The sequence below is a fragment of the Streptomyces sp. NPDC056128 genome (assembly GCF_042263835.1).
Classification (GTDB): Bacteria; Actinomycetota; Actinomycetes; order Streptomycetales; family Streptomycetaceae; genus Streptomyces.
Genome location: NZ_JBHJVQ010000036.1, coordinates 24,825 through 37,626 on the forward strand (window position 1 = coordinate 24,825; position 12,802 = coordinate 37,626).

The 12,802-nt window shown below is 72.7% G+C and carries 6 protein-coding genes; 5 read left to right on the forward strand and 1 reads right to left on the reverse strand.

Annotated elements, in window-relative coordinates; genetic code table 11:
- Window positions 1–87: 87 nt before the first annotated feature.
- The 4 genes from ACFC1X_RS36155 to ACFC1X_RS36170 all read left to right on the forward strand — a co-directional run bounded on the left by ACFC1X_RS36155 (window position 88) and on the right by ACFC1X_RS36170 (window position 9,128).
- Window positions 88–2,682: an NACHT domain-containing protein gene (locus ACFC1X_RS36155; RefSeq protein ID WP_376362534.1), complete on the forward strand. Its 2,595-nt coding sequence runs from the start codon at window positions 88–90 to the stop codon at window positions 2,680–2,682.
- Window positions 2,683–2,691: 9 nt separating this feature from the next.
- A complete protein-coding gene (locus tag ACFC1X_RS36160; protein ID WP_376362537.1) occupies window positions 2,692–5,250 on the forward strand; it encodes an NACHT domain-containing protein in 2,559 nt (852 codons plus the stop codon).
- Window positions 5,251–5,383: 133 nt separating this feature from the next.
- Window positions 5,384–6,052: an HAD family acid phosphatase gene (locus ACFC1X_RS36165; RefSeq protein WP_376362540.1), complete on the forward strand. Its 669-nt coding sequence runs from the start codon at window positions 5,384–5,386 to the stop codon at window positions 6,050–6,052.
- A 43-nt stretch (window positions 6,053–6,095) separates the two neighbouring features.
- Window positions 6,096–9,128 carry an NACHT domain-containing protein gene (locus tag ACFC1X_RS36170; RefSeq protein ID WP_376362543.1) on the forward strand — a complete coding sequence of 1,011 codons (3,033 nt, stop codon included), beginning with the start codon at window positions 6,096–6,098 and terminating at the stop codon, window positions 9,126–9,128.
- Between the two features lie 77 nt (window positions 9,129–9,205).
- Here the strand turns inward: ACFC1X_RS36170 and ACFC1X_RS36175 are convergent, their stop codons facing one another.
- Window positions 9,206–11,731 (reverse strand): ATP-dependent Clp protease ATP-binding subunit, encoded by a 2,526-nt coding sequence (locus ACFC1X_RS36175; RefSeq protein WP_122616868.1) that lies wholly within the window; start codon window positions 11,729–11,731, stop codon window positions 9,206–9,208.
- A 430-nt stretch (window positions 11,732–12,161) separates the two neighbouring features.
- Here ACFC1X_RS36175 and ACFC1X_RS36180 point away from each other — a divergent pair, with 430 nt between their 5' ends.
- Window positions 12,162–12,770, forward strand: coding sequence for an SCO3374 family protein (locus ACFC1X_RS36180; RefSeq protein ID WP_376362547.1), 609 nt, complete (start codon window positions 12,162–12,164; stop codon window positions 12,768–12,770).
- Window positions 12,771–12,802 lie beyond the last annotated feature (32 nt).

Genomic DNA, 12,802 nt, shown 5'->3' on the forward strand with positions numbered 1-12,802 from the left:
GATCGAAAGGGCGCCGAATGTGACCGGGGCTACTCCCGTCCCGGTTAACCCGCCCCCCGTACAAGGGCGTTCACCTAGGCTCGGAGCATGGTCGACGTCACAGCACTCGGGGCACGTGTCGCGTCCAGCGCGGTCGCTCCGCTCGTCCGCAAGCTCTTCGTACGGGACGGGCCGGGGGCGGGGCTGGTGGACCGGCCGGTGCGGATATCGGCGCTGGTGTCGTTCCGGGGCGAGAAGCGGACCGTCACCCCCAAGGACGTCGACCGGATCGCCCAGGAGCTGGTCCGCCGGGCGCTGGCGGCGGCCGGACCCGGCGAGGAACCCGTCGGGGCCGGCGAGGCGACCGCCGTCAAGGACGCCCTGGCCCGCACCCTCGCCCGGCTCGGCGAGATCACCGTCGAGGACTACGAGGCCGTCGGGCTCGGCCCGGAGCGCTTCGCCCGCGCGCTGCGCACGGACGTGCCGCTGTCGCCGTACGGACTGAGCGAGGGCGGCCTGCTGCTCTACGAGCGGCTGCTGCACACCGCCTCGCTGCACATCCTGAACTTCCTCACCCAGCGCTCCACCTATGTGGCCCGGCAGCAGACCGTGCAGACCCAGCAGCTCGCCCGGCTCGTCCAGGGCGTCGACGTCCTGCTGGAACGGCTGCCGTCCCGGTCGGCCGAGGACGCCGGGTTCGAGGAGCGTTACGCGGATCACGTCACCGCCCGCTACGGCACCCTCACCATCTACGGGCTGGACGCCGGGACCCGGGAGTGGCCGCTGGACACGGCGTACCTGAGCCTGGAGGCGACCCGGCCCCAGGCGGGGCGGGACGGGCGCCGGGACACCGCGCACCCGATCGTGGCCGCCGAGCAGGTCCTCGCCGGCCAGGACCAGGTCTTCCTGCGCGGCGTCGCCGGCTCCGGCAAGACGACCCTGGTGCAGTGGCTCGCGGTGACGACGGCGAGCCGCGTCTACGACCACGGGCTGACCCACCTCATCGGGCGGGTGCCGTTCGTGCTGCCGATGCGCCGGATCGTGCGGCCCGGGGCCGAGCTGCCCTTCCCCGGCGACTTCCTGCGGGCCGTCGGCTGTCCCGTCGCCGGGGAGCAGCCGCCGGGGTGGGTGGAGCGGGTCCTGCGCGCGCAGCGCGGGGTGCTGCTGGTCGACGGCATCGACGAGATCGCCGGTGAGCGCCGCGCCGCCGCCCGGCGCTGGCTGCGGGAGCTGGTGCGGGCCTTCCCCGGGAACCTGTGGCTGGTCACCTCGCGCCCCTCGGCCGTACCGGAGGAGTGGCTGGCCGCCGAGGGTTTCGGCGAGCGCGTGCTGGCCCGGATGTCGCAGGACGACGTCGCCACCTTCGTACGGCGCTGGCACCGCGCGGCCGGTGCCGAGGCGTCGGTCGGCGAGGCGCTGCTGCGGTCGGTGCGGACCACCCCGGAGCTGACCGGGCTGGCCACCAACCCGCTCATGTGCGGCATGCTCTGCGCCCTGCACCGCGACCGGCGCGGCTTCCTGCCGCAGGACCGCAGGTCCCTGTACGAGGCCGCGCTGACCATGCTCCTCGAACGCCGGGACCGGGAGCGTGAGCTGCACGACCCCGACGGGATCCGGCTGGCGTACGCGATCCAGGTGCAGCTGCTGCAGAAGCTGGCGTGGTGGCTGATCCGCAACAGCCGCCTGGAGATGGACCGGGCCGAGGCGCTCCAGCTCATCGGCGGCGCGCTGCCCGCGCTCGACCTGGACGGGGCCGGTGACGAGGACGTCTACCGCGCCCTGCTGCTGCGCTCCGGGCTGCTGCGCGAGCCCGCCGAGGGGCGGGTGGACTTCCTCCACCGCACCTTCCAGGACTACCTGGGCGCCCGGCTGGCCGTGCAGGACCTCGACTTCGACCTGCTGGTCAACCACGCGGGCGACGACGCGTGGGAGGACGTCATCCTGCTCGCCGTCGCGCACGCCCGGCCCAAGGAGGCGGAGCACATGCTGCGCCGGCTGACCGAGGAGGGCACCCCGCGCGGCACCCTGCTGGCGGCGGCCGGGCTGCGGTACGCCGCCGAGGTGGAGCCCGGGACGCGGCGGCTGGTGGAGGAGCAACTGGCCGCCCTCGTCCCGCCGTCCACCTTCGAGCTGGCCGGTGAGGTCGCGCGCCGGGGCGGCGACCTGGTGCTCGCGCTGCTCCCGGGCCCGGAGGGCATCGACGACCTCACCGCCGCCATCGTGGTCGGCACCGCCGTGGAGGTGGGCAGCGAGGCCGCGCTGCACTTCCTGACCCGCTTCCGGGACCATCCGGGCCGGGACGTCCAGGTGATCCTGGCCGACTCCTGGCACCGCTTCGACCGGGACCGGTACGCCCGCGAGATCCTCGCCCACCTCCCCGAGCAGTGGCCCGTCCAGGTCTCCACCCTCGACGACCTGCGCTCGCTGCGCGCGATGGGCGGCTGGGAGCAGATCGTGGTGCGCGGCGCGTACCGGATCGAGGACCTGACCGCGCTGATCGTGCCGGAGCGCCTCAAGTACCTGGCGCTGGAGGCTCCGCACCCGGTCGAGGGCCTGGCCTGGCTGTCGGCCTTCCCCGCGCTGGACACCGTCCACGTGACGGCCGGCGGCGTGGACGCGGCCGTGGCCCGGGAGCTGCCGGCCGGGCTGGAGATCACCTGGGAGTCCGAGCAGCAGCCGTCCCCCATCCACCACCAGGGGTAGCCCACATCCATGGATACCGTCGTCCACACCCCTTCCGACCTCGCCGCGCCCCTCGTCCGCAGACTCTTCCGCGTCCCCGACCGGCCGCCGGTGGGGCCCGAACCGGTGCCCGCCCTCACCACCTGGCAGGGCCCCTCGGACGACGTCCACCGCGCCGCCGCCGACCTGGTGCACCTCGCCGCCGAACGGCACACCGCGCCCACCGCCGAACTGGCCCCGGTCGGCGACGTCCTGGCCCGCACCCTGCTGGCCATCGCCCGCGTCGACGTCACCGACGCCGACGCGGTCAGGATGGGCCCGCAGGACTACGCACGGCGGCTGCGGGGCGCGGTGCAGGGCGCGGACCGCGAACTGTCGCCGGACGCCGCCTGGTTCCACGACGCGCTGCTCGTCTCGGTCTGCCTGCACGTCCTGCACCATCTGGTGCGCCGCTCCCCCTACCTCCAGCGGCAACTGCCGGGCCGCGCCAGCCGGATCGCACAGCTGGTCGACCTGGGGGACGCCGAGGCGGCGGCCCGGCAGCCCGAACGGTCCGAGGAGGACGCCGCGTTCGAGACCGAGTACGCCCAGTGGGTGGCCCGGCGGCACGGCTGGCTGTCCATCGTCGGCGTGGACTTCCCCAACGCGCCCGACCGTTGGCCGCTGGAGGAGACCTACCTGAGCCTGGAGGCGGAGGAACGCAGCGGCGCCGCGGGCGTCACGGGGGACGAGCAGCGCACGGTGCTGCTCGCGGACCGGGCGCTTGAGGACCACGAGCGGGTGCTGCTGCGCGGCGGCGCGGGCTCGGGCAAGACGACCCTGGTGCAGTGGCTGGCCGTGGCCGCCGCCCGGCAGGGCTCCCGGGTCCCCTTCGTGCTGCCCGTACGCCGCTTCGCCCGCGAGGGGTTCCCGGCGCCGGACGACTTCCTGCACGCGGTGCGGCACCCGCTCGCCGACCGGGCGCCGGAGGGCTGGGTGGTGCGCACCCTGCTCGCCGGGCGGGCGCTGCTGCTGGTCGACGGCATCGACGAGGCGCCCGAGAAGGCGCGCGGCGAACTGCGCGACCGGCTCCGGCGGCTGCTGCGCGTCTTCTCCGGCAACGGCTGCCTGGTGACCTCCCGCCCCTCCGCCGTGTCGGAGGGCTGGCTCTCGGGCGGCGGGCTGGCCGAGGAGGACTTCGTCGAACTGTCCCTCGCGCCCATGTCGCGGGACCAGGTGACGCGGTTCGTCCGGGACTGGCACTCGGCGGCCCGGCTGGACGAGCGGGGCAGGACCCCGGGCCCCCGGGAGCGCGGCACGCTGGACGAGTACGAGCAGCGGCTCCTGCACTCCGTACGGATCTACCGCGAGCTGCGCCAGCTCGCCACCAACCCCCTGATGTGCGGCCTGATATGCGCCCTGAACCGGGACCGGGCCGGCTCCCTCCCCAGCGGCCGCAAGGAGCTGTACGACGCCGCCCTGGAGATGCTGCTGCAGCGCCGCGACCCCGAACGGGACGTGCTGTACGCCGATGACGTGCGGCTCCAGCAGAGCACCCGGGAACGGCTGCTCCAGAAACTGGCGCACGCCATGCTGGAGGAGGACGCCTCGGAGCTGACCGCCGAGCGGGCGGTCGGCATCCTGGACGCCGCGCTGCCCGCGATGCCCGCCGCCCGCGCCCAGGGCGACGGCGCCAAGATCTTCCGGCATCTGCTGCACCGCACCGGCCTGCTGCGCGAACGCTCCGGCGAGTCGGTCGACTTCGTCCACCGCACCTTCCAGGACTACCTGGCGGCGAAGGAGATCGTGGCGCGCGGCCGGTTCCCCACGCTGGTGGACCACGCCCACCGGGCCGAGTGGGAGGAGGTCATCCGGATGTCCGCCGCGCACGCCCGCCCCGAGGAGTGCGCGCAGTTCCTGGAGCGGCTGCTCGCCCCCGCGCCCGGGCTGCGCCGCCCGCAGATCAACCACCGCAGGCTGATGGCCGCGGCCTGCCTGGAGCACGTCACCGAACTCGACCCGGCCGTCCAGCAGCTCGTCCACGACCGGACGAAGAACCTGGTCCGCCCGACCACCGAGCTGGCCGCGCGCGGTCTCGGCTGGGTCGGCCCCATCGTCCTGGAGCTGCTGCCCGACCCCGGCCAGGTCCCCGACGACCGGCAGGCGCTGCTGCTCGCGCTCACCGCGACCCGGGTCGAGGACGACGCGGCCATCGACTACCTGGTCCGCCTCCGGTCCCGGTCCGCCCTGCCGGTGCGCACCGAACTCGCCCGGGGCTGGCGGAACTTCGACACCGAGCGGTACGCCCAGGAGATCATCGCCCACCTGGACCCGGACGGCCTGTACTTCCCGGTCGCCGACACCGCCGAGCTGGCGGCGCTGCGCGCTCTCGGCGGGCGGGCGCGCGTCCAGGTGGCCGGCGTGATGCGCGCGGAGGAGCTGACGGAGGGTCTGCTGCCCGGCCGGCTGACCCACCTCTGGCTCAACGCGGAGCTGCCGGACACGGACGTCTCCTGGCTCTCCCACTTCCCCCTGCTGCGGGTCCTGCGGGTCAATCCGCGGCTGCCGCGGGTGCGGAACGTGCCGGACGGGGTGGAGATCACCGCGTAACCGCAGGCCAGGACGCTGACTACTACTCAGTAACCCAATCGTTGCCGTCCGGCCACTTGCTCGGGCAAGCATGCACGCGACAACTTTGGTGCCGTCAGGCATCCGCGCAGGCATGAGAGGAATCCAACCCCCCATGACCGAACAGACCGGACAGACCAGACAGACCCGGCGTCCCTGGAAGCAGGCCGTCGGCACCGTGGCCGTCACCGCTGCGGCGCTCACCGTGGCGGTCACACCCGCCGGCGCCGCCACTCCCGAGGCCCCGGCCGCCGCCGTCTCGACCGCCGCCGTGACGGCAGCCGCCGCGGACGTCGACTACGACACCTGGCAGCGCGACTGCCGGGCCGTGATGGACCGCGCCCTGCCATATCTGAAGGAGCGGATCGGCGACGCCCGGCCCGGCGAGAAGCAGGCGATCGTCCTCGACATCGACAACACCGCCCTGGAGACCGACTTCGGCTTCAGCTACCCGCAGCCGGCCAACCGGCCGGTCCTGGAGGCAGCCCAGTACGCCCAGGAGCGCGGCGTCGCACTCTTCTTCGTCACCGCCCGGCCGGGCATCATCGAACTGCCCACCGAGTGGAACCTCGCCCACGCCGGCTACGACTCCTCCGGCCTGCACGTGCGCGGCTTCCTCGACCTGTTCCGGGACGTCGCCGAGTACAAGACCGAACAGCGCGCGAAGATCGAGTCGAAGGGCTACACGATCATCGCGAACATCGGCAACAGCGCCACCGACCTGTCGGGCGGGCACGCCGAGAAGACGTTCAAGCTGCCCGACTACGACGGCCAGTTGTCCTGACGCCGGATAGGCTCCCCTGGTCGACCGACCAGGGGGGCCGCAGGTGGAACCGACCGTACTCGGCGGAAAGCTGGCGTCCAGCCTGGTCGCCCCGCTGGTGAAGAAGCTCTTCGTGACCGGCGGCCCCGGCGCCGGACTGGTCGACCGGCCGGTCCGGCTGACCAGCCTGGTGTCCTTCAAGGGCGAGCAGCGCACCCTCGGCGAGAAGGAGGTGCGCGGACTCGCGGGGCGGCTGGTGGGCGACGCCCTGGACTCCCCCGGCGAACGCCCCTTCCCGCCCGACGAGGAGACCGCCGTCGCCGACGCCCTGGCCGCGCGGCTGCTGGCCCTCGGCGACCTGGACATGGACGACGTCCAGGCGGTCCGGCTGGGGCACCGGGAACTGGCCAAGCGGCTGCGGTACGGGGCGCCGACGGCCACCACCGGCCTGTCCGCCGACGCCTGCTACTTCCTCGACTCCGCGACCGAGTGGGCCTGCCTGCACATCCTGGAGTTCTTCACCCGCCGCTCCACCTTCGTCGCCCGCACCCTGGTGGAACAGGCCCGCGGCCAGGCGGAGTTGATCGCCAAGGTCGACGAGCTGATCACCCGCGTCCCACGTCCGGACGCCCGCGACACCGACTTCGAACGCCGCTATCTGCCCTACGCGGCCGAGCAGTACAACCACATCACCATCTACGGCATCGACCTGCGCGACTCCCCCGACAGATGGCCGCTGGAGGTCGCCTACCTGAGCCTGGAGGCGACCGGCGACGAGGAACCCGCCGCCGCCCTGCCCGGGGAGCGCACCGAACCGGAACGCACCGTCCGGCTCCCCGCCGAGGACGCCCTGCGCACCCACGACCGCGTGCTGCTGCGCGGCGACGCAGGCTCCGGCAAGACGACCCTCGTGCAGTGGCTCGCGGTCACCGCCGCCCGGGACGGCGACCGGGTCCCGTACGTCCTGCCGCTGCGCACCCTCGTGCGGGTGGGCACGCTCCCCGCGCCCACCGCCTTCCTCACCGCCGTGGGCTGCCCGCTCACCCCGCCCGACGGCTGGGCCGAGCGCGTGCTGACGGCCCGCCGGGGCCTGGTCCTCGTCGACGGCCTGGACGAGATCCCGGCCGCCGAACGGCACCGCACCCGCGACTGGCTCCTCGCCCTGATCCGCGCCTATCCCGGCAACCGCTGGCTGCTCACCTCCCGCCCCACCGCCGTACGCCCCGACTGGCTGGCCGCCGAGGGCTTCCGGGAGCTGACCCTGACCCCGATGCGCCAGGCCGACATCACGACCTTCGTGCGCCGCTGGCACGCGGCGGCGCGGGCTCCCGAGTACGAGGCCCAGCTGCTCGACTCCCTGCGCACCAAGCGCGACCTCGCCCGGCTCGCCACCAACCCCCTGATGTGCGGCCTGATCTGCGCCCTGCACCGGGAGCGGCGGGGCTACCTCCCCACCGGCCGCAAGGAGTTGTACGACGCCGCCCTCACGATGCTGCTCGCCCGCCGGGACCGGGAGCGGGGCATGGCGGCCGTCGAGCTGGGCGAGGAGGCCCAACTGGAGCTGCTCCAGCGGCTCGCGTACGCGCTGGTGCTGAGCGAGCGCACGGAGATGGACGTCGCCACGGCCGAGGGCATCGTGGAGCGCGCGCTGCCGTCGGTCGCCTCGGCGGCGGGACGGGGCGACGCGACGACGGTCCTGCGGGAACTGCTGCTCCGCAGCGGCCTGCTCCGCCGTCCCGCCGAGGGCACCCTGGACTTCGTCCACCGCACCTTCCAGGACTACCTGGGCGCCCGGTACGCGGTCGAGGAGGGCCACCTCGACGTCATCGCGGGCCACGCGGCCGACGCCCAGTGGGAGGACGTGATCCGCATGGCGGTGGCCCACGCCCGGCCCGGTGAGCGGGCGGTCCTGCTGCGCCGGCTCCTCGCGGCGGACACCCCGCGGCTGACGCTGCTGGCCCTGGCCTGCCTGGAGTACGCCACCGCGCTGGACCCGGCGGTGCGCGCGGAGGTGGAGGCCCGGGCGGGGGTGCTGATTCCGCCGGGGTCGACGGAGGACGCGAAGGCCCTCGCGGAGGCGGGTCCGCTGGTGCTGGAGCTGCTGCCGGGCCCGGAGGGGCTGTCGGACGCGGAGGCGCACGGGGTGGCGGTGACGGCCTCGCTGCTGGCGGCGCACGAGCCGGCCGGGGCCTTGGCGGTGCTGAGCAGGTTCCGGGACCACCCCTCACTCGACGTCCGGCGGCAGCTGGTCGGGACCTGGGACCGCTTCGAGGCGCGGGAGTACGCGACGGAGGTGCTGGATCACCTGGACCGGACGGCCCTCTTCCTGACCTGCCGGACCAAGGCCCAGCGGGAGGCGCTGCCCGCGATGGGACCGTGGACCCACCTCACGTTCCTCGGGGATCACCCGACGGCCGGGATCATCGACTGTGTGGCGGAGCCGGGGGCGGTCGAGGAGCTGCAGCTCGTCAACAACACCGAGGTGACCGAGCTGGGTGACCTGTCGGCCTTCGCGTCCCTGCGGCTCCTGCTGGTCGACTGCGAGGCGGTCCGGGACCTGGGACCGCTCACGAGTCTGTCGCTCACGGCTCTCCTGATCAGCCGGACCGCCGATCTCACCGGCCTCTCGGACCTGGCCTCGATCACCCATCTGACCGTGGCGCGCCGGCTCCCCGGCACGCGGCTGACGGACTCCCTCCCCGCGGCCGCGCCCCTGCAGTACCTGTACCTCGGCGACGACGCCATCGCCGGTACCGGTCTTCGGGGTCTCTCCCACTGGGAGACCCTGCAGGCCCTGTACCTGTCCCCCAGCACGCCCCTCACCGCCGAGGACTGGGCGGAGATCCGGCGACTGCCGCAGCTCACCCTCCTGTACCTGCACAGCTCCCTCTTCCCCGACAGCATCGGGACGATGCCCGCGCTCCCGGGCGTCGACGACGTCAACCTCATCGCCCTGGACGGGAGTGAGGACATCTCGGTCCTCGCGCCCCGCCTCCCCGACGTGCGTACGGTCGCCCTCCAGGCCGCGCCCGGCGCCTCCCTGGACGGCGCCCGCCTCGCCGCGCTCTTCCCCGACGCCGAGGTGACCCTGGAGTGAGGGACCCCGGCATGACGAAAGGGGCTGCCCGGGACCGAAGTCCCGGGCAGCCCCTTTCTCGGCTCACCCCCGGAGGGCTACGCCTCCTTGCTCAGGTTCGGCCCCGCGCCGCCGGCCGCCTGCTCGATCGGCGGGACGTCGGGCAGTGCCGACTTCTCCTCGCCGCGGAACGTGAAGGTCTGGGACTCGCCCTCGCCCTCCGTGTCCACGACCACGATGTGGCCCGGGCGCAGCTCGCCGAAGAGGATCTTCTCCGACAGCGTGTCCTCGACCTCGCGCTGGATCGTGCGACGCAGCGGACGCGCGCCCAGCACCGGGTCGTAGCCCTTCTTGGACAGCAGCTCCTTGGCGGACTGGGAGAGCTCGATGCCCATGTCCCGGTCCTTGAGACGCTCGTCGACCTTGCCGATCATCAGGTCGACGATCCGCAGGATGTCGTCCTGGCTGAGCTGCGGGAAGACGACCACGTCGTCGACGCGGTTGAGGAACTCGGGCCGGAAGTGCTGCTTCAGCTCGTCCTGGACCTTGTTCTTCATGCGCTCGTAGTTGGTCTTCTTGTCACCCGCGGCGGCGAAGCCGAGGTTGAAGCCCTTGGAGATGTCCCGCGTGCCGAGGTTGGTCGTCATGATGATGACCGTGTTCTTGAAGTCCACGACCCGGCCCTGGGAGTCGGTCAGGCGACCGTCCTCCAGGATCTGCAGCAGCGAGTTGAAGATGTCCGGGTGGGCCTTCTCGACCTCGTCGAAGAGGACGACGGAGAACGGCTTGCGGCGGACCTTCTCGGTCAGCTGGCCGCCCTCTTCGTAGCCCACGTAACCGGGGGGCGAACCGAAGAGACGCGACACCGTGTGCTTCTCGCTGAACTCCGACATGTCGAGGGAGATCAGCGCGTCCTCGTCACCGAAGAGGAACTCCGCGAGCGCCTTGGACAGCTCGGTCTTACCGACACCGGACGGACCGGCGAAGATGAACGAGCCACCCGGACGCTTCGGGTCCTTCAGACCGGCACGGGTACGGCGGATCGCCTTGGACAGCGCCTTGACGGCGTCGACCTGGCCGATGACCCGCTTGTGGAGCTCGTCCTCCATGCGCAGCAGACGCGAGGACTCCTCCTCCGTGAGCTTGAAGACCGGGATGCCGGTGGCGGTCGCGAGGACCTCGGCGATCAGCTCGCCGTCGACCTCGGCGACGACGTCCATGTCGCCGGCCTTCCACTCCTTCTCCCGCTTGGCCTTGGCGGCGAGGAGCTGCTTCTCCTTGTCGCGCAGGGACGCGGCCTTCTCGAAGTCCTGCGAGTCGATCGCGGACTCCTTGTCGCGGCGGACGCCGGCGATCTTCTCGTCGAACTCGCGCAGGTCCGGCGGCGCGGTCATCCGGCGGATCCGCATCCGGGAGCCGGCCTCGTCGATCAGGTCGATCGCCTTGTCCGGCAGGAAGCGGTCCGAGATGTAGCGGTCGGCGAGCGTGGCCGCCTGCACCAGGGCCTCGTCCGTGATCGAGACGCGGTGGTGCGCCTCGTACCGGTCACGGAGACCCTTGAGGATCTCGATCGTGTGCGGCAGCGACGGCTCCGCGACCTGGATGGGCTGGAAGCGGCGCTCGAGGGCCGCGTCCTTCTCCAGGTGCTTGCGGTACTCGTCAAGCGTGGTCGCACCGATGGTCTGCAGCTCACCGCGGGCCAGCATCGGCTTCAGGATCGACGCGGCGTCGATGGCGCCCTCGGCGGCACCCGCACCGACCAGCGTGTGCAGCTCGTCGATGAACAGGATGATGTCGCCGCGCGTGCGGATCTCCTTGAGCACCTTCTTCAGGCGCTCCTCGAAGTCACCGCGGTAGCGGGAGCCGGCCACCAGCGCGCCGAGGTCCAGGGTGTAGAGGTGCTTGTCCTTGAGGGTCTCGGGCACCTCGCCCTTGACGATGGCCTGCGCGAGGCCCTCGACGACGGCGGTCTTGCCGACGCCGGGCTCACCGATGAGCACCGGGTTGTTCTTGGTACGGCGGGACAGCACCTGCATGACCCGCTCGATCTCCTTCTCGCGCCCGATGACCGGGTCGAGCTTGGACTCACGAGCGGCCTGGGTGAGGTTCCGGCCGAACTGGTCGAGGACCAGGGACGTGGAAGGCGTGCCCTCCGCAGGACCGCCGGCGGTGGCGGTCTCCTTGCCCTGGTAACCGGAGAGCAGCTGGATGACCTGCTGCCGCACCCGGTTGAGATCGGCGCCCAGCTTGACCAGGACCTGGGCGGCGACGCCCTCGCCCTCACGGATCAGGCCGAGCAGGATGTGCTCCGTGCCGATGTAATTGTGACCCAGCTGGAGGGCCTCGCGGAGCGACAGCTCCAGGACCTTCTTGGCACGGGGGGTGAAGGGAATGTGACCCGACGGGGCCTGCTGGCCCTGCCCGATGATCTCCTCCACCTGCTGGCGGACCGCCTCGAGCGAAATCCCGAGGCTCTCAAGGGCCTTGGCGGCGACACCCTCACCCTCGTGGATCAGGCCCAGGAGGATGTGCTCGGTGCCGATGTAGTTGTGGTTGAGCATCCGGGCTTCTTCCTGAGCCAGGACGACAACCCGCCGCGCGCGGTCGGTGAACCTCTCGAACATCGTTAATCGCTCCTCAGAGCGGTCAGGCAGTAAGGGGAACTTCCCCTCCCTGTCCTTCCGCAGCTTAGTCCCGCAAGCGGGGACCGCTCATTCCAACTGCCGACACCGTCGATGGCCTCCTGACCCCTGACGCCGACATCTGCCACAACCCGATGGTGCGAGACGATGTTCCCGCAGGCCAGGCACTTACCCCACTCGCCAGTACGCCGATGGCGAACGCGAGACGGCCCGAGCTGCGTGTCGCCCCCTCCCACTAGGGATGTCTTACCCGCTGGGACTGACACTCCATGCCGCGTGCACCGGTTCCCTCCGCTACGGGCGAACAACCTTGCACCTCCCCGCACCCCCGCACGCCCCCATCGCCGGAACTCTGTGCAATCACCCCGGCACCCAGCGTAACTCCGGGGCACTTTCGACTGTTGCGCTTGGCATGGTTGGCGCCCCGCCCCCGGTACCCGTCGTCCCCGCGGCTCCCGCCGCCGTGCCGCCGCCGCGCCGGTCGCTCGAAGCGGGCGGCTCGCGGTGGGAAGGGGTGCGGTCCTGGTACGAGGACGTGCTCGGGTGGCCGACGGTGCCCGGAGTCCCGCCCCGACTGCGCGTGGGCGTCCGCTTCGACGTCCTGGACGTCCCGGCCGAGGCCGGTCGCGCGGCGCTGGAGCGGCTCGGACCGACGGGCCCGGTGGCCGTCCGGGGCGAGCGGATGCTGCTGCTCGTGGCGGCGGGCGGCGCGGAGGAGGTGCCGGGGCTGCTGGAGTGGCTGGAGTGGGGCTCGCTGCCGCTCGATCTGACCGGGGTGGGCACGGGCGGCCTCATGGACGCGCCCCTCGCGCCCGCCACCGAGCCGGGGTCCGGCCGTGACGGGCCGCGGGGGGCCGCCTTCTGGCTGCGGCCCCCGGAGCCGGGGTGCGCGGCCGAGACCTCGCTGCCGACGCTGTCGGTCCTCGGGGGCACCGGGACCGCCCCGGATCTCGCACGGCTCGTCCGCACACTGGCTACGCAGTGCCACCGGGTCCGGCTCCGCTCCGGGCGCGGCCGGTGACGGTGACGCGGGCGACGACGTGGACGGTGTCG